Below are 26967 nucleotides of genomic sequence, written 5' to 3'. Positions count from 1 at the left end.
GTTATGACAATTTCATTCAGCCAAGGGCAAGTCGTCACGCCAGAATCCAATAACCAACTGACTTTGAAGTTTGGTGGTTATTCGAATAAAGGCATACGTGATGAAAACCAAGACGCCATCATTGTAAAGCACCCCAAAACTCGTACTGAGCAAGAGTTGAAAGGCAGTGTCGCCTGCATAGCAGACGGGGCAAGTTGCAGTGAACACGGCCAGAAAGCCAGTCACACCAGCGTGATGCAGTTTATCGACGACTATTACGCCACGCCAAATAGCTGGAGTATTCAGCGCTCAGCACAGAAAGTCTTAACATCCCTCAATTCTTGGCTCTTCAACACGTCTGTTTCTAACATTCATCCTGCACAACAAGTGAACCACAACGCCCTCGTTTCGACGTTCAGCAGCGTGATACTCAAATCGAACACCGCGCATATATTCCACGTTGGCGACAGTCGCATTTACTTACTAAGAGATGGAGAATTACGCCAACTGACACGCGACCACACCCGTAAAAATATGGGGCAGAAGCATTACTTAACACGCGCCTTAGGCATGGACAACCAACTCAACGTTGACTATCAAACCCTGCCAATCAAGAAGAATGACTGTTTTATCCTGACATCGGATGGCGTACACGAGTTTGTCTCCCCTAACACCTTCAAGGAACACATCGATAAACCTGGAGCGGATTTCGAATACGCTGCACAGACCATCTGTAACACTGCTTTAAGCCACAACAGTTCAGACAACGTAAGCTGCTTGATTGTGCAAGTTTGTCATCTACCTAAACCTTCGCTCATTGAATTCCATGAAAAGCTGGCTAAGCGTGCCATCCCACCCGCGTTAAAGCTCGGGCAAAGTATCGACAACTTTATGGTGCTTGAGGTGTTGTATGCAGGCTCTAGAAGCCATGTGTATCGTGTGATGCAGAAAGAGACACAAACCGAGTTCGTGCTGAAAGTCCCTTCCGTCCAATATCATGATAGCCCTTCGCAACTGAGAGCTTTCTTTAATGAACAATGGGCGGGGATCTTGCTAAACAATAAGAAAGTAATGAAGGTCTACCCTACGCCAGAGAACTCGCAATTCTTATATCAAATCTGCGAATGGGTAGAAGGCATCACGCTAAGACAATGGATGTACGACAATCCAAAACCGTCGCTCAATGAAGTACGCGACATACTAGAAAAAATCACACAAGGTATTCGAGTATTACAACGTGCAGATATGGTTCACCGAGATTTAAAGCCCGAGAACATTATGCTTCAACATGATGGTGAGATAAAAATCATCGACCTTGGCGCTGTATTAGTCAGAGGACTTGAAGAAGGAGAGCTCGCAGACAAAGACGACACTCCATTAGGTGCGGTCAATTACATTGCACCCGAGACCATCAAACATAACAGCGCGACCACCAGCTCTGATCTGTTCTCTATCGCTGTGATCGGCTATGAGATGCTAACCGGTGAATTGCCCTACTCTGAAATGACCGCACAATCGCTTAAGCAATCTCGCCACCATCAATGGGAATACCAACCCATCACACAGAAACGAGCGGACTTACCAAGCTGGGTGGATTTGGTGTTACAAAAAGCCTGTGCCGAATCACCAAGCGAACGTCATCAAGTGTTGGGGGATTTTGTGGCAGACCTTTACACACCAAACCAAAGCTTGGTGAAAAGCAAAGCCAAGCAACCTTTGATAAACCGAAACCCAATCCAGTTTTGGAAGGTGTTGGCTTTGTTGCTCGGCATTGTTGCTGCAGTAGAGTTGGGCTTATTGCTTAGTTAAAGTTGATTCTAAGTTCAAGCTAAGTGTCCAAGTTCGAGTTAACTCCAAGCTCAAGCTAAGTGTCCAAGCCTAACCTAGCTTGTGTAAACTAACTGGAATTAGCCTCGTTTTACTAAGCTTCTTGGCACTAATTCAATACCCGCTTGGTAACGCTTAGCGGAAGCATTTAACGCCAAGGCAAAAGCACTATCTGCGATGACTTCAAATTGTTGCGGCAGTGAATGGACTTTAAAAGGTAAGAAATCCAATAAACGGTTATCACCAAAGGTTGCCAGTTTTACTTGATTGATCAGCTCTGGCTTTTCAACCATCACATCCAACACACCCTCTAATAAGGTGTAAGACATAGTCACAATCGCATCAGGAATTGTGCCTTTGGCAATCCAACCCTCAAAAACCTCACGTCCAGATTCTCTATCAAAGTGCTCACCATAACCGACAACCATCGGCTTGTTGTCTGTGAGCCCTGTTTGTTGAGTATGCGCTTTGTTCGCCGCTTCAAAACCTAGCTGACGTTCACGCGAAATGTTCAGATCAGGTAACGCGCCGATTAAACCAACACTGTGAATGCTGTCATCGAGAATCGAATGCGTCAGTTCAAATGCGGCTTCGAAATCTTCACTGATCACGCAAGCAAAGTGCTCATCGTCTAACGGACGGTCAATCGCAATGACAGGTGTACCTGAATTTTGCAGTTTCAAGTAGTACTCGTTGGCGTCTGGCATTGAGCTCGCAACAAGCAAGGCATCGATACGACGACTCACCAAAGCTTCAGCGACTTTACGTTCAGTTTCAGCGTCATCATCAGAGCAACCAATCAAAATCTGATAGCCCACTTTACGGGAGTTCTGCTCTATCAGTTTTGCTAAACGCGCGTAACTGCTGTTTTCCAGATCAGGAATAATCAAACCAAATGAACGGCTATTACCAGCACGCAGCGACGAAGCAGCATGGTCTGGTCGGTAGTTATACTCTTCCACAACCGCCATGACTTTCTGCTGAGTCTTTTCACTGATTCTGTATTTCTGCGCCTTGCCGTTGATGACATAACTGGCCGTGGTTTTCGATACTCCAGCCAATTTAGCAATTTCATCAAGTGTCATATGGGTGACCTGTATTTTGTGCGTAGGATCATATAACCAATGATCTGATCCTCGGATTAGTTGAATTATATGCTGAATCGATTCAGTATAAAAGCTGAAAGGATTCAGCAAAATCTGAAAAGTGACTTCAATCATCCTTTTGAATGGATTGAGCGTCATTTGTTGTGATTCAACTTCTCGTTATTAACGAAACTGAAATTACGACACGCAGCAAAACTATTTTGAAAACCAAAATCGGCTTTGCTGAATTTTTTTACACTGAATGCTGAACCGATTCAGCTAAAGTAAAACAAAGAGCAAAGCAACGAGTAAAGTTCACTAATTCTTGCTCTAGACTGAATCGTAGCGATACACAAATTCTCAAGCGATACGCTAAAGAGGCACCATGCTTAAATTATCAAAATCTGACATCACTCTAGGCCAAACTGCCGAAGACAAATTCAAAGCTATCCAGAACATTGCTGGCGACCTAACCGCGAAAGGTTTAGTTGACTCTGGCTACGTTGAAGGAATGCTGAACCGTGAAAACCAGAACTCTACGTTCCTAGGTAACGGCATCGCGATTCCTCACGGCACCACTGACACTCGTGGCCTAGTGAAAGAGACAGGCGTTGCGGTACACCACTTCCCTGAAGGTATTGATTGGGCAGACGGCAACCGTGTTTACGTAGCAATTGGTATTGCAGCGAAATCTGACGAGCACTTAGGCATTCTTAAGCAGCTAACGAAAGTGCTAGCGGCAGACGGTGTTGAAGAGAAATTAAAGCAAGCGAAATCAGAAGACGAAATCATCGCCCTACTTAACGGCGAAGTTCAACTAGAAGCCGACCTAGACGCTTCTTTAGTTCAGCTACTGTTCCCTGCGAGCGACATGGTTCAAATGTCGGCAGTTGCAGGCGGCCTTCTTAAGAATACAGGTTGTACTGATAACGCATTCGTTGCCGACCTAGTAACGAAAACACCGACTCACCTAGGCCAAGGCCTTTGGTTGTTGGGCAGTGATAAAGGCGTAACTCGCACTGGCGTATCGTTCGTTTCAACAGCAAACCATTGTGAGTACGAAGGCACACCTGTTAAAGCACTTGTTGCATTCGCAGCTTGTAACAGCGCACACCAATCTATTCTGGCAAACCTAAGCAAGATGGTTTTCGAAGGTAAACAGCAACAACTGTTAACCGCTGATGCCGCACAAGTAATTGGCCTTCTAAAAGGTGAAGCGGTTTCTACAGCGTCTCAAGACGATGACAACTGCGCAGTATTCAAAATCAAAAACGCACACGGCCTACACGCTCGTCCGGGCGCAATGCTAGTCGCTGAAGCGAAGAAGTTTGAATCAACAATCCGCGTTTCAAACCTAGATGGCGACGGAAAAGAAGTGAACGCGAAGAGCTTGATGAAAGTAATCGCGCTTGGCGTTAAACACGGCCACCAGCTTCAGTTTGTTGCTGAAGGTGAAGACGCAGCACAAGCACTTGAATCGATTGGCAAAGCTATCGCTTCAGGCCTTGGTGAAGGTTAAGGAATCGATATGTCTGATAAACAAATCAAAGCCGTTACCGTTACGCTAAACCCAGCTCTAGACCTAACTGGCGCTATCGACGCACTTAATGTGGGTTCAGTGAGCCTAGTAAACAAAGGTTCTCTGCATGCTGCTGGCAAAGGCGTAAACGTAGCAAAAGTACTTTCAGAGCTTGGCGCGAAAGTGACCGTAACAGGTTTCCTTGGTCGCAATAACGAAGAAGCGTTCTGCCAACTGTTTGAGCAGATGGGCGCAACTGACCGCTTCATCCGTGTTGATGGCGCAACTCGCATTAACGTGAAATTGGTAGAAAATTCAGGCCAAGTAAGCGACATCAACTTCCCTGGTGTTCCTGTTGATGCTGACGCGATTAAAGCGTTTGAAGAAACCTTATTAGAGCTTGCTGAAACGCACGATTACTTCGTAATTGCAGGCAGCTTGCCACAAGGCATCTCTCCTGAGCTTTGCGCTTCTTGGGTTCAACGCTTACACGATTTAGGTAAGAAGGTGCTATTTGATAGCAGCCGTGACGCACTTAAAGCCGGTATCAATGCGCAACCTTGGTTAATAAAACCAAACGATGAAGAGCTGTCTCAGCTGTTCAACGCTGAACTGACAACACGTGACCAATGCCAACACGCAGGCCAAGCCCTAAGTGAAAAAGGTATTGAAAACATCGTGGTATCACTTGGCGCAGAAGGCGTGATGTGGCTAAACCAAGGCGAATGGCTACATGCTCAACCGCCGCGTATGCAAGTGGTAAGCACGGTAGGCGCAGGTGACACATTGGTTGCTGGCCTATGTTGGGGCCACATGCAACAGATGCCAAAACCAGAACTTATTAAATTCGCAACTGCCCTATCTGCTCTTGCAGTTTCACAGGTAGGCGTGGGCATCACCAGCCAACAAGAGCTGGATTCAGTACTACAAAATATCCAATTACAGTCGCTTAGTGCTCCAACTAGCCAGTTAGACACAAGCAAATAGGACAAAAGGTTTATTATGAATATTACCATTATCACAGCTTGCCCTAGTGGCGTAGCAAACAGCATCATCGCAGCAGGCTTGTTAGAGCAAGCAACAAAAGCACTGGGTTGGAACGCCGCTATTGAATGTCAATCAAGCGTGCTACCTGACTCAACCGTATCGCAAGACACTATCGACAGCAGCGACGTTGTGGTTATCGCAGCCAACACAAACGTTGATAAAGCGCGCTTTGTCGGCAAGAAAGTGTACCAAGCAGCTATCTCGGAATGCACTGCTGATGCAAAAACATTCCTAGAGAAAGCGGTAGCAGAAGCAACGGTACTAGATGCTTCTCAAGTTGAAAGCACTGTTGAAGTGACTGGCACCACTCCAAACTCTTCTACAACAGCAAGCACAGGCAGCAAAAAGATCGTAGCGATTACGGCTTGCCCAACTGGCGTTGCACATACCTTTATGGCCGCTGAAGCGCTTGAAGCAGAAGGCAAACGCCTAGGTCACCAAATTAAAGTGGAAACTCGCGGCTCCGTAGGTGCGAAGAACCAACTGACTGACCAAGAAATCGCAGATGCTGACCTTGTTATCATCGCAGCCGACATTGACGTTCCTCTGGATCGTTTTAACGGCAAAGCGCTATACAAAACAACAACAAGTCCTGCTTTGAAGAAAACAAAGCAAGAAATGGAAAAAGCGTTCGCAGAAGCTAAACCATACCAACACACAGCATCTTCTAATTCAGCGCCTGCTGACGAGAAGAAAGGCGTGTACAAGCACCTAATGACAGGTGTATCGCACATGCTTCCTGTGGTTGTTGCGGGTGGTTTGATCATCGCACTATCTTTCGTATTCGGTATCGAAGCGTTTAAAGAAGAAGGCACGTTAGCAGCAGCATTGATGACTATCGGTGGTGGTTCTGCATTCGCACTGATGATTCCTGTTCTTGCTGGTTTCATTGCATTCTCAATTGCTGACCGTCCGGGTCTGGCTCCAGGTCTAATCGGCGGTATGTTGGCTAGCTCAACGGGCGCTGGTTTCCTAGGTGGTATCGCAGCAGGTTTCATTGCCGGTTACGCAGCGAAATTCATTGCCGACAAGGTTCAACTTCCACAATCCATGGAAGCCCTCAAGCCAATCCTGATCATTCCGTTTATCGCGAGTTTGTTCACTGGTTTGGTGATGGTTTACATCGTCGGTGGCCCTGTTTCTGGCGTGATGAGCGCAATGACAACTTTCCTAAACAACATGGGAACGTCTAACGCGATTCTTCTGGGTGTGATTCTAGGCGCAATGATGTGTTTCGACCTTGGTGGCCCTGTAAACAAAGCCGCTTACACGTTTGGTGTTGGTCTACTAGCTTCGCAAACTTACGCACCAATGGCAGCAATCATGGCAGCAGGTATGGTTCCAGCTCTAGGTATGGGCCTTGCGACTTTCCTAGTGAAAGACAAGTTTGAAGCAGGCGAGCGTGAAGCAGGTAAAGCATCATTCGTTCTTGGCCTATGTTTCATCTCTGAAGGTGCAATCCCATTCGCAGCGAAAGATCCAATGCGTGTTATCCCAGCTTGTATGGCAGGTGGTGCACTAACTGGTGCTCTATCAATGATGTTTGGCGCACAGCTAATGGCTCCACACGGCGGCTTGTTCGTACTACTAATTCCTGGTGCTATCTCTCCAGTGCTTATGTACCTAGTGGCGATTGCAGCAGGTACGGCAGTAACAGGCTTTGGTTACGCAGCTCTTAAAAAGATGAGCAGCGATAAAGTAGAAGCAGAGGCTTAATCCCCCTACTCTGTTTAACGGCTAAACCCTTCGAACAGAAGCTCTTGATAACCGGTTTCTTGGTAAACGGTTCCTTGAAATAAAACAAAGGCTCCTCATTTGAGGAGCCTTTTTATTGGAATTAGCTAGCAAACTGAAACGCTCGGTCTGGTGTTACTTTTCTAATGTCGCTAAAACGGGCAACTGGAATGAAAACGTCACGCCTTCGACATCATCCGTGTCAATCTGACGAATCATCTCTACCAAATAACCTTGCACATCTAACTTCAAACCTTGTTGTTCAACCGCCTTAAACAGAGCTTCTAACGCTGTGCTGTACGCCACATCCGAAACCAGATAAACGTCGCTGCATAAGTAGTAGCCTTCAGGAATGGTCATATCGTAACGGTCTTTCGCGACTTGCCAATTTCCTATTTCAGCGTCGATGTCGTCCCATTTATTATTCATCTGTTTTATTGGTGTGGTGCCCATCAAGTGCGTCGACTTCTGACCATAGATTTCAAATACCGTGTCCCAATCAGGATCTTCCAGTTTAAGCTTTTGCATGCCGCGTTCTGGATACCAAACCAGCTCGATCGGCATAGATTTAACTAGCTCTTTCTCCATCGAAGACTGCACACCTGGATGCGCCAACTTCTGGATGAAGTCTGCCGTTTCCTTAGGCGTCGCGTTGTAGCCCATTTCTCGAATATGTTTTGCAGTAACACCAAGCTCGCGCTTAAGCGCCTTACCTAATGACTGTGACGATGAGTAGCCACAATACTGAGCAATTTCAATCACGCTCCACGGCTCATCATTGATCAAAAAACCCACCGCGATTTGTAATCGAACACGACTCAAGTACTGACCCGGAGTTTCGTTAAACAACTCAGTAAACTGACGATGAAAGTGGTATGGCGAAATCGCGCTCTCTGTTGCGATTTCTTCCCACGTACGACGCTCACCCCACTCTTCATGCATCAAGGTCAATGCATGCGTAAAGCGTTTTTGAAGGTGCTCTGGCAAAGATTCAATCAATGTAATCTCAGGCACCAGTTTAAAAGCTGGTTCTAAATGCAAAGCAGGTTTGTTGTCTTGCGTCATACAATCTTTGGTCTCAGGTACATTGGCTTTAGTCTTACTGTCAGCTAGCTTCACCGAACTGGACAGCTTTATTGAACTGGCTAGCTTGGCTTCACTATCGTCTTTGTCCTTTATAAAATCAATCACGAGCGATCCAAAGTGAGTTCTTCTAATGAATCTTTTTCGCCCGGTTCTTTTTCAATTAGATTTTCAACTAGCGGCGGTTTGCGACAAAACAAACCAAGCAGGACGGGAATCAAAATCAGAGTCACCGCAGTGGCAAACAACTCACCAAACACCAAAGATACTGCCGCTGGTTTCAAGTATTGCGCCTGTTCTGCAGTTTCACTCAATAATGGCAATAACCCACACACAGTGGTAATCGTGGTTAGGAAGATCGCTCTCAATCGGCTGGTACCCGCAATCACTAACGCTTGCTGTAACGGCACCCCTTGGCGGTATTCAGCGTTAAAACGAGTGATCAACACCAACGAGTCGTTAATCACGATGCCCGTCATGGCCATCATGCCGAACATCGAAAGAATGCTGATGGGTAAGTCCATCAAGTAGTGACCAAAAATCGCACCTGCAAAACCAAACGGGATCACTGCCATGATGATCATCGGCTGCCAGTAGGACTTCAAAGGCACCGCCAACAAAATGTAGATCATGATGAGCGTTAGTATCATCGCTGATTTGAAGCCGTTCGACACTTCCCCTATCTCTTCAAATTCGCCGCCTGCTTTTATCGTCACGCTTGGAAACTGTAAGTGCAGAGATTCAATCGTATCTTCGAGTTGCTCACGTGTTTTTTCTGGTGATTGCAGGTCTCGGTTCTGCTTCCAATACAGGTTGATCACTTGTTCTCGGTCACGGCGGTAAACCACTTGTGGCTCTTGCTCATGACGAAACTCAGCAATATCCCCCATCATCACACTTCCACCATTAGGTAACATGATAAGAGCCTGTTGTAGCTGAGCTAAGGTTCTGCGCTCCTCTCTCGGATATTGCAAAAGCACCTTGGTCTCTTGCCCATTTTCTAACAGGCGATGGACTTCTCTTTCGCCAAATGCTTCACCTGCTAGCTGAGCCAGTTTCGCTTGAGTTAACCCAAGCTGCTGACCATATTGATTCAACACTAAGCGCACTTGCGGTAAACCATCCTGACCATCGTCGTAAACATCCGATACGCCTTTCAACGAAGCCAAAGTGTCCGCGAGCTCCTCGCTAACTAGAGAAGCAAGCTCACGATCATTGGAAGAGATCGTTAAGAATGTTCCACCAGCAGGCTCCTCTGCCGCGCTGAACTTAACCGAATAAGCGCCTTCTATTTGGCCTGTGTTTTCTCTCCATCGCTTCAATAATAAATTACCCGGCAATGAGCTTAAGGATTCGTTGGTGAGCTCAGCTGTGACTTCAATTTCGCCATAGCCATCAGACCAAGCGAGTAGGTTCACAACAGGCTTTTCTTGTAATGGGTAATCGTCCATCAAGCCTTTTTCTACCTGTGTCATTGCTTGCTCAACTTGCAACAAAGCTTGGCGCTGTAAAGGCAGTGGTGCGCCATCTTCCAGCTCAATAACCGCGGTGATGTAACGCCCCGGAATTTCAGGAAACAATGCACTGCGAATCGCACCGTTAGACCACATGCCATAAGCCAGTGAGATAACCGCAACAAACCCAAGTAAGGACGCCACTTTGTAGCCAAGTGCAAACTCCAACACTGGCTTGTAGATGTTGAGATTAAACCACTGCAACCCGCCTTGAGCGGCATTCTGAACCTTGGCAAAAATACTGGTAGATGGCTTTTTCACGGAAAGCTGAGCCAAGTGTGACGGCAAGATAAATTTACTTTCGATAAGCGAGAATATCAGCGCAAAGATCACCACTGCTGAAAACCCTGCAAGTACTTTGGCTAGCTCGTTATTAATCCATAACATTGGAGAAAACGCAGCGATGGTTGTGAGTACACCAAACACGGTAGCCACTGATACTGAGTTAACGCCCTGCCAAGCGGCTGTCTTTCCATTTATATTGGAGGGGCCGTTTATATTTGAGAAACCATTGATATTAGAAGAATAGCCGACGTTCCCCGTCCGTTTTTCATGTATCGCTTCACCTACAACAACCGCATCATCCACCAGCACACCGAGTACCAAGATAAAGCCAAATAGAGTGATGTCGTTGATGCTGTAGTTGAACAACTGCATTGCAGCCAACGTTCCAGTCAGCGCAATTGGAATACCCATCGCGACCCAAAAGGCGAGCCTGATTTCCAGAAAGATCCCAAGTAGAACTACAACGATCAATAAGCCTTGCCATGCGTTCTCACTTAGACGAAAGAGTTGTTCTTCAATGTAAGGTGCCATGTCGGCCATGGTACTCAACTCAATATCCGACGGCAAAATCGCGCGCTGGGCATCAAGCGTTTCACTGATGGCTTCACTGACTTTGAGCAGGTTGTCGGTTTGGCTAGTGCTGACCAATAAGGCGATGGCGTTAGAGCCGTTGTTACGCACGATAGAACCACTGTATTGGTAACCACGACTTAACTTGGCGATATCACCCAACAGTATTTTTCCGTTGCTTCCTGAAATCACAACAAGCTGGTTCAACTTCTGTAGATCATCGGCGTATCCGTCACCACGAATCACCATTCGACCTTTGTCACTGATCAGCTCACCGCTACGAGTCTCAAGCGAACGCTGCTCAACGAGCTCTGCGAGATCTTCTAAGCTCAACCCCAACGCTTTCAGTTGGTCAGGATCTGGCTCGATAACCAATTGAGATGTGCGAGTTCCCCAGTTTGATACCTTCGAGATACGAGGGTTCTTCTTCAGCGCTTGTTCAAGTTGCTTGGCGATGGGTTGCAGTTCATCATCGGTTCTCGGCCCTGACACCACCACAAACGCAGCTAAGTTGGTAAATTCGTTACGCACCACTTGCGGCCTTTCTGCTTGCACGGGAAAGCCGTTGATGGCGTTTACTTGATTACGAATGTCGTCCAACAGCTTGTCTAAATCTGTACTGCTGGTTTTACGTACCACGACCCGAGACACGCCAGCACTCGATTGGCTGGTGATCTGTTTGATGCCAGCAATGCCACTGATCGACTCTTCGATTCGTTGAGTCACACTCTCATCAATTTGTTGTGCAGTACCGCCAGGATAAGCCACAGTAATACTGATTGAGGATGGTGCAATTTGTGGAAACGACTCGACACGTAACTGCCCAAACGCCAGCACACCACTGATAACGATCGCCATCATCAACAAATTGGCAGCGACTGGGTTATTAATGAACCATTTTGTCATCCAACTCATTGGTTTGATTCCTTAATCAGTGCTGAATCAGATTTGCCAGCGAGCATGGCTTCAGAATGGGCTTCATTGAATTTAGGCGTGACTTGTTTACCGATTAACATTGAAGAAAGCAGATATTGCACCACGCGACGAGCCTTATCACTGCGATCATTGAAGCGAATATCAAGCTCTTGGCTGCCTTGCCCTACAAGCGTCACCGACTCTTTTCGTAAACGATCTTCTGTGTCTAACGTCCACACATACCCGTCTCGCGTCATCGCGCTCAAAGGTACGCTCACGACGTCACCTTGTAGACCGAGGTTAACCACAGCTTGAACCTGCTGATTAGGGAAAAGCCTAGGCTTGTGTTGGTAAGGATTTTCAACCGATAACACCACTTGCCTTTGACGAGTCACCGAATCGACTTCCGGAGATACGTACCGCACCTTCGCCGGCCATTGATTCCCAGAACGACTCACGACACGAATACTTGGCTTAACCAAGGCAGCTTGTACTTGTTGCCAATGCATTTCAGAGATTGGAAGTTCGATATCAATCGAATCACTGGCGGCTAATTCAAAGGTCACTTGCCCAGCCTCTACCCACTCTCTTGGGCTAATGTGGCGCTTCATAACAACCGCATCAAAAGGCGCGGTGATCACTGACTCTTCCACTAGCTTCTTCGCACTGACATACGCCTGTTTGGCTTGTTGCAGGTTGGCTTTCGCTGCAAGCACTTGGGGTTCTCTGCGCGCAAAGGACGAACTTGTTTTTGGGTTAAGCATTTTTAGAGCGACGGTTTGTTCATGCTGAGCTTGCTTCAATTCCAATTCTGCTTGTTTCAATAAGCTCAACGCCTGAGCCAAGTTCGCATCAACTGCGCTAGTATCTAACCTTGCCAACACATCGCCTTTGTTAACCAAATTCCCCGGTTCAACGCTTTCATCTAGCCATTTTAATTGTGCGCTGCTGGACGCTTTCAACTGCACAGGCCAACGCGCAGCAGTTACACCTAATATCGTTAGCGTCGATTGATGCTGTGATGGTGTCACCTCTAACACTGAAACTGGGGCAAGGACGGCTTCTTTCTTCACTGGCTCGGTAGCTTCAGGTTCCAATTCATCAACAACAACCAACGCGATAAAGATGGCTGCGCAACCGACTAATACAGAAAGTGGCTTTTTAAATTTCATGAGGTATCTCCTTGGTAACCTGTTGAGTGGCGGTGTGATTAAGGCGCTGACTGATTTCAGTGAGACGAGAAAGGGTTTGTAATGTGATTGGTAGCATCACTGCGGTTTCAACAAACTCGAGTGAATAAGTGACGATAGAGAACACTTGACCCGCGGTCGGCTCGATAAGCTGACTCACCATCCATAAGTTGCCGATGACCGCGCTAAACAACACGATAAAAATCAGCCCATAGACAACAGCTTCGGTATCAGACAGCTTGATTTCACACTGTTTTAGGTGCTCAAAGTGCCAACGAAGTGCAGATAAGCGAACACCGCTCAGTAGTTTCACTTGCTGTTCAACTTGATCGTTAAATTGGCCATTGAGTCGTGTAAATGTTCGGTGGAATACGCCGTAAATAACCAGCATCGACAACCCTGCAAACAACATGCAAAGCGCCAACGAGAAGTGAAACGTTGAGAGGATAACCACCGTCGCGACAAGCTGAACTATCGCGGTCATCAAAGTAGGCAAATCATCTTCTAGAAAATCAACCAGCTCACGAGACATGGTTAGCCGAGCGTCTTTGGTCGAAATAGATAAACCGCGTAGGTTACGCTCAACAAGGTTTGCCAGTTTGACGCGAATAGCACCATACACACGGGTATCGTAAAAACGACGAACGACACTGATGATCACCAGTACAAAAAGAATCAGTGCCAACATCATCAAAGGCTGAAAGCTTTGGTTTAATACTCCGTCTATGGCGTAACCAATAAACAGCGGCAGCAGAATAAGCATCACGTTTTCAGCTAATACCATTAACCAAGTCGCAGCGACCTTTAATGGATTAAGCCGAATAATCGTCAGCAGAGAGATGGGATATTTGAATAGCATTATTGAGCCCATAAATGAATATGGCGCCAGTATTACCAATCCGACATGGAAAAAAGTGTCCCAGATTGCTGTATTATCAATTTAGGCAATCGACGGATTCGCTGTTGACCACTAAAAAGCGAGCTCGGTTACCTTTTGTTTACCTCGCCTCCTTTACTGTCCTTGATAAGAAAAATGAACAACAAGGAAAGAGCATGAAATTATTCGCTTCATTACTCACGACAGTCGGTATTACTGGTCTTGTCTGGGGGGTATTACATATTCAACCTGCGATTGCGGATGCATCGACGGAGCAGCCAATCAAAGAGGTATCAACGGTCAAGCCTTCAATAACTAAACCAATCAAGGCAAAGCCACTGGTCACTACAAACACGCAACCTATTGCTTCTCAAGCTACACAAACGACCTATCTACAAGGCTTAAGCAAAACCATTCCTTTAGGAGGCGTTCCAGAGTTATGGGTGGACTTCTACCAGAACCTCGAATCCGATGACGAAGAGATCGCACAACAACAAGTCATCGTAATCTATCAAGACATCAGCTTAGATTTCAGCGAAGCAACAATCACGATTGGCTTCCCGACTCAGGAATCAAGATTAAATAAAAACAAACCCTTAATTAAGATTCCAATCAAAGCCAAAGGCACCCTTCTACTAGGTAAAGGCGAACATACTGAACAGGAACTCGCACAAACTTGGGAAGGTATCGCGATTTTAAAAGAAGTAGATATGGTCATAGAACACCACCAACTCAATCAGCATGGGTTGCCAGATTCTAGCGAGTTATACGTCTATTATAAGAACAACCAGTAAAGGATTTAGTTATGGATTTCACTTTGGATAGCATTGGGAGCTTTCTCTCTCAAACATTCACAGAAACAAGCATCATCCTTACCGAGACTTGGGTCGATGACAACTTTCTACTGCTTGCTCTGGCTCTGTTTATCTTTGAGCTTATCCGCTATGCCTTTAAGAGAAAGCTCAGCTGGAATATGTTGGGAGACAGCGCGACCAACTTAGTCACCTTGTTCTTCCTATTGGTTACCGTTTTCTTTGTCGGGTTAGCTTATGTTGGTGCGTTTGTTTACGCCTACGAGAACTTCAGCCTAACTCAACTGCCAATATCCGGTTGGACAATTCTGGGGTGCTTGATCTTGGCCGATCTCGCGTACTACTGGGAACACAGATTCTTGCACAGCAACGGTTTAGCTTGGGGAACGCACTCTGTTCACCATAGCTCGCCTTACTTTAATATCTCAGTTGCTTACCGCTTTGGGCCTTTAGATTGGTTCTTCCCGTTCTTCTTTCATTTGCCTCTAATTCTGCTGGGTTTCAATCCGTTTGTGGTTCTGATGTGTGAAACCTTTGTTCAACTGTTTCAAACACTGCTGCACACTGAAACCGTTAAACGACTACCCCGCCCTGTTGAAGCGGTGTTTAATACGCCTTCACACCACAGAGTGCATCACGCGACCAACAAGCAGTATCTTGATAAGAACTATGCTGGCATCTTCATTATTTGGGACAAGATGTTCGGCACCTTCGCTAAAGAAGAGGAAGAAGTCAGATACGGCGTGTTCCCTAGAATCAACTCTGTGAACCCATTTAAGGTATATTTCCACGGCTACGTTAAACTGTGCCAACAGTTATGGCACGCGCCAAATTGGAACTACCGACTACAGCTTCTTATTCAGCCGCCTATCTGGGCTTGGAAAAGAGAACGAGAAACAAAGTAAGGACACTTATGAGTATTAACGCCCTGTTGATTGAAGACGACAGCGACTTGGCAGAAGCCATTGCAGACTATATGGAACTCGACGGTTTCGAATTCGATTTTGCTTACAATGGCAGCGCAGGTCTAAATCTCGCTTTAGAGGGGCGTTATGACATCATCTTAACGGACATCAACATGCCTAAAATGGATGGGTTTGATGTCTGCCAATCTCTTAGGAAGCAAGGCGTGACCACTCCAATTCTCATGCTAACGGCAAGAGACACGTTAGAAGACAAGATCGCGGGGTTCGAGGTGGGTTCGGATGACTATCTAGTGAAGCCGTTTGCGATGGAAGAACTCAAAGTACGGTTGATGGCACTAGTGCGCCGCGCTCAAGGCTCCGTGACGTCATTGTCTGTGGCAGACCTCAAACTGGACTTGGACAAGCACCAAGCTGTTAGAGACAGCAAGCTATTGAAACTCTCCCCTGTATGTTGGCGAATGCTCGTGATGTTAGTGCGAAACAGCCCTAACGTGGTGAGTAAAGCCAAGCTTGAAGAAGCATGGGAAGATGAAATGCCAAGTTCGGATAGTATGAAGGCGCACTTGTTTAAACTTCGACAAGTGGTTGATGCGCCCTTTGACTCAAAGCTAATTCACACGGTTCATGGTATTGGTGTTGTCTTGCATGAGGAGCCATCATGAAACGCGCGGACATGAATCGAGTCAGTATCAAGCGTGATATCTACCTCTACTTATTTGGCATCGTCGTATTACTCACAGCCATCTACAGCTTGATGGTTTCACAGAGCTATCACATTGGCCTTAATGAATCGGCAAAATATGGATTCTTGTATGAGTTGGAAGTGGCAGAGCAGCAATACATCGAAACAGGGCAACTGCCAGACTACCAAAACCCGACATTCCAAGCCTTTCTAAGTTATTCAGATCTCCCCACTAAGTTCCAACAAGCTTTTGATTGGAAAGCATTTGATAACGATGCAATTTATGAACACTACGAGCTTTCGTCGAACAGCGAGTCAGGTCAGTACCTCTACGCAGCCAAGCATTCGATATCAGGTAGCGACGAAGCGCTATACATCATTTCTGAATATGATGAAGCGATTTACTTGAATCTATTCGAGCTGAACCCTCCTGATTCCGTTAACCAAATAAACAATGCTTTTATCGCCATAGGTGCCCTTTTACTCTTGGTATTTTTGATCATTCGTCTTCTGATACATCGAGTCACCAAACCGATTATTACGCTATCAAAATGGTCTGAATCTATGGACGTGGACAAGACTGAAGGGCTGACTCAATTTCGCTATAAAGAGATCGATCAGTTAGCTTCGCAACTAGTTAAGAGCGTGCACGGTGAGCGTCAGGCCAATGAGCGTGAGAGCTTTTTCTTAAGAGCTGCGAGCCACGAACTAAGGACACCGATTGCCACTATTTCAGCCAGTGGCGATATGCTGGTTCGGTTGTCTGAAACTATCCCTAACAGTGGCCAACGAGCGGTAGCGCGAATCCAACGTTCGGCCACCAACATGAAAGCCTTGGTAACAACTCTGCTGTGGATGAGCCGCAATAACGAGATAGAAACCAACTATGAACAAATCAAGCTAGAACCTTTGATCGATAACATCATCGAAAGCCAACGTTACCTTCTCAAAAACAAAGAAGTAGAGATCCACACCAAGATCGACCAAGGTGAATACTCCCTTCCCCGTGAGTTAACAGAGGTTGTGCTCACCAACTTGGTCCGAAATGCATTCCAACACGGTGGTAGCGGAGATATCAGAATCACACTGACAGAACATCAGTTTGAGGTAACCAATCGTTTGGAAGATGAAAACCTAGCAAACGACTCTGAACAACAAACCTCTTTTGGTATCGGCCTAGAGCTCATTGATCGCGTTTGTCAGAACCAAGGTTGGCAGTTTACTCATCAAGTTCACAACAATGAGTTCATCGTCAAAGTCATGCTATAGCGATTTTCTAAATGGTTATTGGATGGTGACCAAAAGTTTACCCTTGCTTGGTTATGCTAGTCGCACAATCTAGTTAGGAGTTATTTTATGGGCACTTGGATTTTAGAAACACTGTTATGGGCAGTGGTAACGGTGGCGGTTTGTGTCGCGATTTGGGGGCTGTACTTACCTAATATATTGATCGCATTAGGTGTGTCGGTAGCGGTATCACTGTTACTGGGGAATAGCTGGAGAAGCTAGTTATTTAGGCAAGAAGACAATGAGCAAAACGAGGTGTGCACCGACACACCCGACAGCACCTAAATTACTAAGTTACTAAGTTACTAAGTACAAATATTAGGTACGTACTGTCGGGCGCGAATTAAATTAGCTACTCAGCGTTTCTTCAAAGACACCTAGCTCACGACCAAGCCATGTCGCGCGTACTGTGTGATCCAAAGTTTCTTCACCACCAGTTACCGGGTGAATCAACACCGACATATCACCGCGTTCTTGCTCAAGCCATTCAACAATACCCGATTCTTTGTTCGCAAAGTGAATCTCAAACATTGGCATCTTATGTGGGCCAACCAAACGCTGTATTAATGGGAAAGTCTCTAGCACATCTTTGCGTTCCGATAGAATTTTCTGACGCAGTGTTTCTGCCTGCTCTGCAAAGCGCAGAGGGAAATAGATATGACCGTGGTACATGGCACCATCCTTTAGAATTATGATGTCGCGATTTTATACCTAAACCGCCTTTAATAGCTAAATCTAAATATAATATGCCAGCGCTATCGGTTCTAAACAGAGAAAGCGCCATGGTCTTGTTAACGTCAGGTTCGTTGCCTCCAAGTTAAACCTTAGAGGCCTTTTCCTAACCACAAGCTCGTGTCGAACTATCGGTACAAGTGCTTCTAATCAACTTCATCACAATATTAAACATCACCCCCACCAAAAACAGCGTGATGACAATGCTGGCGCCACTTGGCAAATCGTAATAAGCCGACACCGCTAAGCCCGATAAAATACCGACAGTGCCAATCCCAATACTCGCGATAAAGAAGCGAACGCCTTTATACGCAGCTGCACATAACGCAGGTATCACCAGTAACGCAAACTCCAAATAGATCCCAGTCAGCTTTACGGTGATCGGCATCAATATAGCGAAGATAAGATAAAAACCACTACCCTGCATAAATTCAGGCTTTACGCTAATCAACACCAACATCGCGGTTGTGATTATTGCCAATGGCCAAACGTCATCCCAGGTAGACCACAACAGCTGCCCGTTGAGAATGCCTTGAATAAAATCGGCGCCATGAGGATCTTTGCTGACCAATAGAATCGCTAATGAAGCCGATACCACAAACAAACTTCCTATCATTGGTTCTAAGTGTTGTTTGTAACGCTTTTCCATTAACGCAATTAATCCGCATAGCAACAATGACATGATCCACGGGCCAATCATCTCTGCAAACCAAGAGCCGCTAAACTGTGCATATCGGCTCAACCAATAGTGACTCAAAGCGGCGCCAAGGGCAGCCACTTGCGCGACAGCGAGATCAATAAAGATGATCTGGCGCTTGAGGACTTGCTCCCCAAGCACAATGTTGCCGACTAATGCAATTAATCCACACAATACCGCAGGTGCCAACCAACCATATTCATTCAACATTATGATCTCGTTGATGTGTCTGGGTTAACGAGCGTTCTAAGCAATTCATCAATGACTTGATCGTACATTTGGTCAAGGCTCTGACCTTCTGCAACCGTCAATGGTAGCTGTATCGTAGGCTTGTTGATTTGCTGGTTAAGCCAATTAGCAGGACGTTGGTCTTGGTGTGATGAATACACAATCGCATCAAACGAAGCAGGATCCAACTTGGTCAATGACTGTAAATGTGACGTAGTCGGTGATATCCCAGGCTTAGGTTCTAAATCAGCAATTTGCGCCATATCTAACCAGTCAAAGAGGTAACGATATGTAGCATGATACCCGACCACTTTTTTACCTTGTAACGGCTCTGCTTTCGCTTCCCACTCTGCCAATTTATTACGCCAGTTGGCACGAAACTTCATTCCATTTCGCATGTAGATATGTGCATTGTCAGGATCAAGCAGTTGTAAACGCTTGGTGACCTCTCTCGATATAGGAATCATATATTCAGCAGCAAACTGAACATGTGGGTTTCCGTGAGCATGGATGTCTCCCATGCTTCGATCGACATGGTCATGGGTATCAAGCATACCTACCATATCGCTCGCGTATAACATGGTGGGCGCGCTATCTTGAACCGCAGGATTACCACTGCGTACTTGCAGCATTGGTAACCAGCCTACTTCTAATTCAGACCCTGAACACATTGCCATATCTGCTTGACGCATTTTGGCAATAAGTGATGGTCTTGCTTGAACATAGTGCGGGTCTTGCTTAGCCGTAGTCGCCGAATAGATGTTGGCATCAGGAGCGTGACTATGAACAAGTGCTTGCCATTCAGGCTCACAAACGAAAATATTCAACGCCATTGCAGGCGAAGATACCATTATAGATGAGGATACAATGGCAACACCCGTTGCCATTGTAAGTAGGAGTTTCCTAGAATGCATGAGCACCGTGCGCCCCAAAGGTCATCACATACTGAAGGGTAAATACGTTATCTGTCTCTTTACTTTGGTTTTCAACGCGAGAGTATTGCGCTCTAACTGTACCAAAATGAGATGAATCCCAAGCGATCATTGCATCTGCTTCTTTGTCGTTCATTGCAGTAAAGTGCATGTGGTCACCATGTGCGTGTCCATCATAGCTTTCTGCTTCACCGTAACGCAGGCCAGCAGACCAGCTTGGACTAAATCGGTAGACACCCGAGACATAGTAGCCTGCTAGTGTATCTGGTGATTCTGCGTCATTTTTGAATTTGTCATCGACGATGCCATCTAACAACATGTATTCAGCAGCAAGCGTGAAGTTTTGGTATTTGTAGTTACCGTTTGGAGCCCACTTCCATACAAAGTCAGCACCGTATAAGTTTAAGCCCGTTACCGCCGCTCCGTGGCTATGATCGTGGTCATGGTCATGCCCGTGATCATGCTCTCCAAACTCACGAACTTTACCGTTTTCATTTCGTAAGTAGCTCAAACCAAACTGCCAGCTTGATGACTCTGAAAAGTCGTCACCTAGCTTAAGAGTTGTAGTGTAAACACCAACGTCAGAGCCATCATCAACAGACGACATCTTACTACCACTTAGCGCTTCAACACCGAACTTCACATACAGATCTGTAGGAAGAACGATGTTTGCACGAACACCATCATCGTAATAATGAGAGCCTAAAAACGTACGGTAGGCGGCAGGACGCTCAACAAAGCTATCGGTATGCATATGTTGGTTATTTAGGTAGCCGAAATCAGACAAGAAACGACCACCTCGAATGCTTAAACCGTAAGGCATCGTCAGTGTTTCAATGAAAGCTTCTTCTAATAACAATTCCGTTTCATCATCATGAGTTTCAATTACCGTCGTTAACGACCCATAAAACTTATCATCAATATTCGCGGACATATTAAGTTCAGTATGACCTAGACCGAAACCTTCCTCTCTTTCAGAGTTATTGCGTTGTCCATCTTGATAATAACCATCAAGAACAACACCAATCTGAGGATTCGACAGCGTGTCGGCAAAAACAGGGGAAACGAGAATGCTACCAACCGCTAGAGAAACCAATTTTTCATTCACAACTTTTTCCTTTCTAAGATACATCACCAATTAATTTATTGTTATGTTATAACATTACAATAAATAGTTAATCGTTGAAATGTAACAAAGTATGAAATAACTCTAATAACAGGGCATTAAATAGGGTAAAAGTCATTAGTATTCAATCACATAAACAAAAACAGCAATTGACAAGTGAAAGTGAATAGTAACTGTATTTATCGAAAGACTGATATAAGGAAGGAATGATTCGATGGAACAAAAAACTAGAGTTTGAGTTAACGTTGGCCGCTAAAACAAACTCTAGAGATACTGGTGTCGACTATCGTTTTAAAATCACTACGGGCGTAGCTTTAAAACACGGTCAATGTCTTCTGCAGAATGGCGCTCTGGTACTTGCTCCCACTCTTCGCCAAATGAACGGTTAACCACTCGACCGCGCTGGAAACCTTCGCGCGCTTCTAGTTGCTTCGCCCAGCGAACTACGTTGGCGTAAGACTCAACTTGAAGGAATTCAGCGGCATCATATGTTTTACCTAGTACAAGGTTGCCATACCAAGGCCAAATCGCGATATCTGCGACACTAAGCTCTTCGCCTGCCACATACGTGTTATTCGCTAACTGTTTGTCTAATACATCTAGTTGACGCTTCACTTCCATCGCAAAACGGTTAATTGGGTATTCTTGCTTTTCATCGGCGTAAGCGTAGAAGTGACCAAAGCCACCACCTAGGAATGGTGCAGAGCCTTGCGCCCAGAACAACCAATTTAATGTTTGAGTGCGAGCAGTGCCCTCTTTCGGTAAAAAGTGACCAAACTTTTCGGCCAAGTGCATCAAGATGGATGCCGATTCAAAGACATTCACATCTTCGTCACCAGATTTATCAACAAGTGCTGGTATTTTCGAATTCGGGTTTACACCAACAAAGCCAGAAGAGAACTGATCCGCCTCACCGATGTTGATCAAGTACGCATCATATTCAGCTTCTTTAACACCCGCCGCTAACAACTCTTCCAGCAAGATGGTGACTTTTTGACCGTTAGGTGTGCCAAGGGAATACAATTGAAAAGCATGATCACCAACAAGAAGCTCTTTATCAAAGCGAGCGCCAGATTCAGGACTATTGATATTTGCCCACTTGTTACCACCATCAGTATCGTTAACCCAAACTTTTGGCGGTGTGTATTGTTCTGACATGATATTTCCTTATTAATATAGGGTAGCTTTAACTGATATTAGGTCACGCTCCCTTGGTTAAAACCCCTAAATACAATTTCTTTTCAAACTGTTAAGCATGGCTTATTCCAGAAAGACATAACCTGCTTTATGAGATAGCACACGTAAAAGATAAGTGCTCAATCAAACCTAAGCCCCATATCGGTTAGTACGACACGTGATTTAGTCACGACATTCCTACAGCTTCCAGAAAGCTGTGATAAAATCGGGAGATTACAATTGATAAGGATTTGGCAATGTCTTCAGATTACACAGGCTCGAGTGCAGCGTACGCTCGCCAAGAGAAAGGCTACCGCGAAAAAGCACTGAAACTGTACCCTTGGGTTTGTGGTAAATGTGCACGTGAATTTGTTTACTCAAACTTGAGAGAGCTTACCGTTCACCACGTGGATCACGACCATACAAACAACCCTGAAGATGGCAGCAACTGGGAACTACTGTGCTTGTACTGTCACGATCATGAGCACTCAAAATACACGGATCATGACCGTTACGGTGTTGATGCAAAAGCCCGTTTAGACGACCATCAATCAGCAACGCACAATCCCTTTGCCGATCTAGCGAAGTTGATGAAGAAGTAACACGCGTTAAGACCTGTATTTGCTAGATGATAGCGGCTAGATACTAGATAAATAACAAGAAACCCCAGTATGTCACCATACTGGGGTTTCTTTTATCTGCCTTATAGCTAGAGTTCACTCAAGTTAAGGCCAGATCAAAAAGAGCCTTCCGAAGAAAGCTCTTTTTAGAATTCTGTATTAGGTCTGCAATTATGCAGCCGCTTGCTTGCGAGAGTCTTCTACCTGCTTAGCGCGCTTTTTTAGCGTCAACTTATCGCGGTATGCAAACCAAACGTAAGACACAACCACTAAGAAGAACAGGTATGACAATGAGAAAATAAACGGCGATTGAATGATATCGTTCGAGATACCCCAAGAAACACCGACAACTGTCACTGCAATTTTCGCGAAAAAGCCACACATCAATAACATTAGAGCTAACTGTGGGAAACGCGTGCTACGGAAAGCTAACCAATAGCAACTACCCACTGCCAATGCAGCAATATAGAAGCCAAACAAGAAAGAGTGGATATGGTCAGCTGCCGCTACACCACCAGAAATTGACATCAATAGAATTAAAAACAGTTTCATAATACTCGCCTCGCCATAAGTTGGAAACGCATCCTTTCAAATTTGGAATCTCAGTTTGCGTACTATTTTCCCACTTTTTTTCAACAACACAACCCCTCCAATCGAACAAAATGTAAGCAAAGGTACCGCCAAAAATCAACCGTAACAACTGGTTAACATTTTGTTTTTAATAAAACTCCGTTACTCCTTGTCTCATATGGACAAAGCTCCACTTCGATTTATTTTGTTACACAAAATTAACCTTAGAAAATAATTAAAATAATTCGTAACTCTGTGATATCCGCACGGAATACGTGGCAATTCAGAAATACTTATCGAAGAACACCTTAAAAAATAGGCTCGCCACGCTAAAAAGAACAAAACGGAAAGGTATTAAATACAATTGCAAAACCAATAAAAAACAACTTTTTAACAAGTTTGAGTTTATTTACCAAAAATGGAAAAAGAGATTCCAATCACATTTTTATTGGTTATAATCCGCGCTCTTTTGCGCTGTCTGTTGATAAACGCAAACTAATTTTGAAGAAACAATCACAATAACCCGTCTTTAGTTAAGTGGCTCACCACTAACCAACGACAAAACTGAGAATAAAAATGAGCAAGATTGATAAAGCATCACGTATCCTGCTAGCAGGCTTCTGTATCAACCTTTGTCTTGGCATCCTGTATGCTTGGAGTGTATTTAACAAGGCGCTAGTCACCGAAGCTGGTTGGAGTGCTGCTGAAGCATCTGCACCTTACGCTATTGCAACTATCACATTCTCTGTTTGTCTTCTTGTTGCAGGCATCCTACAAGACCGTATGGGCCCACGTAAGATCCTTATTCTTGGTACAGCGCTTACTGGCCTAGGTATGATTGCTTCTGGTTTCGCTACGACTCCTATGATGCTAAACCTAACGTTTGGTGTGATGACAGGTGCTGGTATCGGCTTTGGCTACGCATGTCTTTCGCCATCAGCAATGAAATGGTTCCATTCTTCTAAGAAAGGTATGGTTAACGGTCTAATCGCTGCAGGTTTTGGTCTTGCTGCTATTTACCTAGCACCACTCACTTCTGCGCTAATCGACAGCATGGGTATCCAAACAAGCTTTATGATTCTTGGTGCCGGCGTACTTGCGATTGCAGTACCTCTAGCAGCAACAATCAACAACCCACCAGCGGATTACACGCCAGCTGAGCCTAAAGTAAAAGCAGGCCAAGCACCTAAAGCAGTTAAGAAGACTGAAGACCTAACGTGGAAAGTAATGCTGAAGACTCCTCAGTTCTACTCTCTATGGATCATGTACGCATTTGCTGCTTCTGTTGGTCTTATGATCATCGGTAACATCACTACGATTGCTAGCGTTCAAGCGAACCTACCAAACGCAGTTTACCTAGCGTCTATCCTTGCTGTGTTCAACTCAGGCGGCCGTGTTGCTGCGGGTATGCTTGCAGATAAAATCGGTGGCGTACGTACTCTACTTCTAGCGTTCATCCTTCAAGGCGCGAACATGGCTCTATTCGCTACGTTCAACTCTGAATTCACGCTAATCATTGGTACGGCTATCGCAGCTGTTGGTTACGGTACGCTTCTAGCAGTATTCCCAACATTGACTGCTGAGTTCTACGGCCTGAAAAACTACGGTACTAACTACGGCGTGCTTTACACGGCATGGGGTATCGGCGGCGCTATCGGTGCAGCGGTTGTTGGTTACTCAATGACAAACGGTGAAGGTTACGGCCTAGCTTACACAATCTCTGCAGCTATGATGGCAGTGTGTATTGTTCTTGCAATCGTCACTAAGCCAATCTCTGAAGCTAAAGTTTCTGAACTAAAAGCATCTCAAGCTTAATTATCAGAAAAGATTGAATTTGTTACTGAAGAGCTTAACCTTAGGGTTAGGCTCTTTTTGTATCAAGCGACGAACCCATTGACGATAGAAACCACTCCTCAGCTCTCCCCTACTTATTATCTCGACAACTTCAATCGACTGATTGAACACGCTCAAACGCTCTATACCGATCTTCTAAGTGACGATGAATGTCGTTGGTTGTCCGCATACAAACGTCTTTCCGTTTCAAGCCAATGCTTAATGGTTCGTTTGCTTTCTCGTAAAGGCCGTTGGTTTCGCAGCGATAAACTCAACTATGTTGAGATTTCTGATTTGAATACCGCACTACAAGAGCTAAGCACCTCAGGCTTTATTGCGTTAAGTCATCCTGCTAAGCAACATCACCTCATCATTAGTGAGGTCGAGATCGGGTTGCACTTACTCACCAAACCAGAGCTGTTGAATGCATTCCCTGCCTTTAAGAGCAACAAAACCGCGAAGAAAGATGAGCTGTTGTTACTGCTTGATCAGCAACCTTTTGATCAATTTCAAAACCTAAACTTCGACTGTATTTACATCGTCGAAGCTCAAGTTATCGATGTTTTGCTGTTACTCTTCTTTGCCAACACCTATCAAGACTTAAGCCAGTTCGTGTTAAGCGACCTTGGGCTCAATACCTTTGAGAACTACCCATTAAGCAAGCAGCGCCGCTTCTTCACTTCAAGAGATCAACTCAATCAATTGCTCCAGATGCGCGATATTCAACGCCAATATTCTGAGGGCGACCGTAAAGACCCAGAGTTTCTTGAACTCCTTTTACAATCGATACCCGCTGAATCGGAACACAGGAGCAGTGCCAGAAAACGATCGCGTTTGATCAATGATATTGCTCGCGATCTTGAAAGGCTTAACCTAAACGACCAAGCTGTCTTTTGGTTCAGGCAATCTACACTTCCACCCTGCAGAGAGCGACTTGCTCGCATCTACGACAAACAAGGTGAGCTTGACTTAATGTGTGACATTGTCACGCAAATCAAAGCTACTCCATCGGATGTGTCAGAATTGGAAGTCGCTATCAAACTTGAAGACAGGCTGTTACGGAAACAGGGGCACAAAGTTTCACGAACCATAAAACCGAGCTGCAAAGAGATAAAACTGGAATTAGACCTCAGCCAAACGCGAGTCGAGCTTGCGGTAAAGCAGCACTTTGAAAGCCAAGGATGGGATGTCTACTTTTCTGAGAACAGTTTTCTATGTGGCTTGTTCGGCTTGGCCTTTTGGGATGTCATTTTCGCAGATGTTGAAGGCGCGTTTATCAACCGTTACCAACATCGACCACTGGATCTGTACCATTCCGATTTTGTAGACAAGCGAGCCGAACAGGTTGAAGCCACGTTTCAAACTATATCCAAGCATGGGCTGAACCACTTACTCTATATTTACGACCAAAAACACGGCATCGCCAATCCATTTGTTCATTGGAACTACTTCCCCAGATCACTCGTCGAGCACAGTATGGAGGCTATTCCCAACGCCTTGATTGTTGATCTTTTCAAAGTGATATTGAGTGATTTAAAGCTATTTAGAACTGGGATGCCGGATTTGATTGCATTCAAGGACAAAGAGTTTCATTGGATTGAAGTCAAAGGCCCTGGCGATAAGCTGCAAGACAACCAATGGCGCTGGATCAAAGAGTTTGAGCGATTGTCTGTCCCTTTCTCTGTTTGTTACGTCAATCAGTAAGCCTTAAGTCGACACTC

The 26967-nt window shown here is 45.3% G+C and carries 23 protein-coding genes; 12 read left to right on the top strand and 11 right to left on the bottom strand.

The genetic code is table 11. The features are described 5' to 3' along the window. Positions 1-3: 3 nt before the first annotated feature. Entirely contained in the window at positions 4-1788 is a 1785-nt protein-coding gene (locus L3V36_RS07055) for a bifunctional protein-serine/threonine kinase/phosphatase (RefSeq protein ID WP_102446742.1), read from the top strand. A gap of 98 nt (positions 1789-1886) precedes the next feature. On the opposite strand, the gene cra is transcribed toward L3V36_RS07055, so the two are convergent. Continuing rightward, complete coding sequence (cra, locus tag L3V36_RS07050) at positions 1887-2891, bottom strand: catabolite repressor/activator (protein ID WP_102446743.1); 1005 nt, start codon at positions 2889-2891, stop codon at positions 1887-1889. A 385-nt stretch (positions 2892-3276) separates the two neighbouring features. On the opposite strand from cra, the gene fruB reads away from it, so the two are divergent. Genes fruB through fruA form a run of 3 tightly spaced genes read left to right on the top strand, consistent with a single transcriptional unit; the run spans position 3277 to position 7173 of the window. Next, positions 3277-4410 carry a fused PTS fructose transporter subunit IIA/HPr protein gene (gene fruB / locus L3V36_RS07045; protein ID WP_017094927.1) on the top strand — a complete coding sequence of 378 codons (1134 nt, stop codon included), beginning with the start codon at positions 3277-3279 and terminating at the stop codon, positions 4408-4410. Between the two features lie 9 nt (positions 4411-4419). After that, positions 4420-5397, top strand: a complete 978-nt coding sequence (pfkB, locus tag L3V36_RS07040) for a 1-phosphofructokinase (RefSeq protein ID WP_017090852.1) — start codon at positions 4420-4422, stop codon at positions 5395-5397. Between the two features lie 15 nt (positions 5398-5412). Beyond that, positions 5413-7173 carry a PTS fructose transporter subunit IIBC gene (fruA, locus tag L3V36_RS07035; protein WP_102446744.1) on the top strand — a complete coding sequence of 587 codons (1761 nt, stop codon included), beginning with the start codon at positions 5413-5415 and terminating at the stop codon, positions 7171-7173. A 153-nt stretch (positions 7174-7326) separates the two neighbouring features. Here fruA and L3V36_RS07030 read toward each other — a convergent pair whose 3' ends face one another. Genes L3V36_RS07030 through L3V36_RS07015 form a run of 4 tightly spaced genes read right to left on the bottom strand, consistent with a single transcriptional unit; the run spans position 7327 to position 13607 of the window. Further along, on the bottom strand, positions 7327-8382 hold the full coding sequence (locus L3V36_RS07030; RefSeq protein ID WP_102446745.1) for an AraC family transcriptional regulator: 1056 nt from the start codon (positions 8380-8382) through the stop codon (positions 7327-7329). Beyond that, entirely contained in the window at positions 8379-11558 is a 3180-nt protein-coding gene (locus L3V36_RS07025; protein ID WP_102446746.1) for an efflux RND transporter permease subunit, read from the bottom strand. The genes L3V36_RS07030 and L3V36_RS07025 overlap by 4 nt, the downstream gene beginning before the upstream one ends. Further along, complete coding sequence (locus tag L3V36_RS07020; RefSeq protein WP_102446747.1) at positions 11555-12730, bottom strand: efflux RND transporter periplasmic adaptor subunit; 1176 nt, start codon at positions 12728-12730, stop codon at positions 11555-11557. Before L3V36_RS07020 ends, L3V36_RS07025 begins: the two co-directional genes overlap by 4 nt. After that, positions 12720-13607 carry an ABC transporter six-transmembrane domain-containing protein gene (locus L3V36_RS07015; RefSeq protein WP_102446748.1) on the bottom strand — a complete coding sequence of 296 codons (888 nt, stop codon included), beginning with the start codon at positions 13605-13607 and terminating at the stop codon, positions 12720-12722. Before L3V36_RS07015 ends, L3V36_RS07020 begins: the two co-directional genes overlap by 11 nt. Before the next feature lie 194 nt (positions 13608-13801). Here L3V36_RS07015 and L3V36_RS07010 point away from each other — a divergent pair, with 194 nt between their 5' ends. The 5 genes from L3V36_RS07010 (at position 13802) to L3V36_RS06990 (ending at position 17554) form a co-directional block, all read left to right on the top strand. Further along, positions 13802-14419: a hypothetical protein gene (locus L3V36_RS07010; protein WP_208774739.1), complete on the top strand. Its 618-nt coding sequence runs from the start codon at positions 13802-13804 to the stop codon at positions 14417-14419. Between the two features lie 11 nt (positions 14420-14430). After that, positions 14431-15342 carry a sterol desaturase family protein gene (locus tag L3V36_RS07005; protein WP_102446750.1) on the top strand — a complete coding sequence of 304 codons (912 nt, stop codon included), beginning with the start codon at positions 14431-14433 and terminating at the stop codon, positions 15340-15342. 8 nt (positions 15343-15350) lie between these two features. After that, the gene (locus L3V36_RS07000) at positions 15351-16025 is read left to right on the top strand and encodes a response regulator transcription factor (protein ID WP_208774738.1); all 675 of its coding nucleotides are present in this window, start codon (positions 15351-15353) and stop codon (positions 16023-16025) included. Beyond that, positions 16022-17314, top strand: a complete 1293-nt coding sequence (locus tag L3V36_RS06995; RefSeq protein ID WP_208774736.1) for a sensor histidine kinase — start codon at positions 16022-16024, stop codon at positions 17312-17314. The genes L3V36_RS07000 and L3V36_RS06995 overlap by 4 nt, the downstream gene beginning before the upstream one ends. Positions 17315-17401: 87 nt before the next feature. Continuing rightward, a complete protein-coding gene (locus L3V36_RS06990) occupies positions 17402-17554 on the top strand; it encodes a hypothetical protein (RefSeq protein ID WP_009844874.1) in 153 nt (50 codons plus the stop codon). A gap of 126 nt (positions 17555-17680) precedes the next feature. Here the strand turns inward: L3V36_RS06990 and L3V36_RS06985 are convergent, their stop codons facing one another. The 5 genes from L3V36_RS06985 to yghU all read right to left on the bottom strand — a co-directional run bounded on the left by L3V36_RS06985 (position 17681) and on the right by yghU (position 22205). Further along, entirely contained in the window at positions 17681-18004 is a 324-nt protein-coding gene (locus tag L3V36_RS06985) for a DOPA 4,5-dioxygenase family protein (protein ID WP_017085490.1), read from the bottom strand. 166 nt (positions 18005-18170) lie between these two features. Next, positions 18171-18968, bottom strand: a complete 798-nt coding sequence (locus L3V36_RS06980) for a metal ABC transporter permease (RefSeq protein ID WP_198594774.1) — start codon at positions 18966-18968, stop codon at positions 18171-18173. 2 nt (positions 18969-18970) lie between these two features. Beyond that, complete coding sequence (locus L3V36_RS06975) at positions 18971-19876, bottom strand: zinc ABC transporter substrate-binding protein (RefSeq protein ID WP_102446754.1); 906 nt, start codon at positions 19874-19876, stop codon at positions 18971-18973. 16 nt (positions 19877-19892) lie between these two features. After that, on the bottom strand, positions 19893-21029 hold the full coding sequence (locus L3V36_RS06970) for a hypothetical protein (RefSeq protein WP_102446755.1): 1137 nt from the start codon (positions 21027-21029) through the stop codon (positions 19893-19895). A gap of 318 nt (positions 21030-21347) precedes the next feature. Further along, on the bottom strand, positions 21348-22205 hold the full coding sequence (gene yghU / locus L3V36_RS06965) for a glutathione-dependent disulfide-bond oxidoreductase (RefSeq protein WP_102446756.1): 858 nt from the start codon (positions 22203-22205) through the stop codon (positions 21348-21350). A 275-nt stretch (positions 22206-22480) separates the two neighbouring features. Here yghU and L3V36_RS06960 point away from each other — a divergent pair, with 275 nt between their 5' ends. Further along, positions 22481-22825 (top strand): YajD family HNH nuclease, encoded by a 345-nt coding sequence (locus L3V36_RS06960; RefSeq protein WP_004730279.1) that lies wholly within the window; start codon positions 22481-22483, stop codon positions 22823-22825. A 189-nt stretch (positions 22826-23014) separates the two neighbouring features. Here L3V36_RS06960 and L3V36_RS06955 read toward each other — a convergent pair whose 3' ends face one another. Further along, the gene (locus L3V36_RS06955; protein ID WP_004730275.1) at positions 23015-23395 is read right to left on the bottom strand and encodes a hypothetical protein; all 381 of its coding nucleotides are present in this window, start codon (positions 23393-23395) and stop codon (positions 23015-23017) included. A gap of 594 nt (positions 23396-23989) precedes the next feature. On the opposite strand from L3V36_RS06955, the gene L3V36_RS06950 reads away from it, so the two are divergent. Beyond that, positions 23990-25228 (top strand): OFA family MFS transporter, encoded by a 1239-nt coding sequence (locus L3V36_RS06950; protein WP_017079765.1) that lies wholly within the window; start codon positions 23990-23992, stop codon positions 25226-25228. A 57-nt stretch (positions 25229-25285) separates the two neighbouring features. Continuing rightward, positions 25286-26950 (top strand): VRR-NUC domain-containing protein, encoded by a 1665-nt coding sequence (locus L3V36_RS06945; RefSeq protein ID WP_208774734.1) that lies wholly within the window; start codon positions 25286-25288, stop codon positions 26948-26950. Positions 26951-26967: the final 17 nt, after the last annotated feature.

Source organism: Vibrio sp. G-C-1 (genome assembly GCF_021728015.1).
GTDB lineage: Bacteria > Pseudomonadota > Gammaproteobacteria > Enterobacterales > Vibrionaceae > Vibrio > Vibrio splendidus.
The sequence above is the reverse complement of the archived record's forward strand: the minus strand, read 5'-3'. Positions and strand labels throughout refer to the sequence as shown.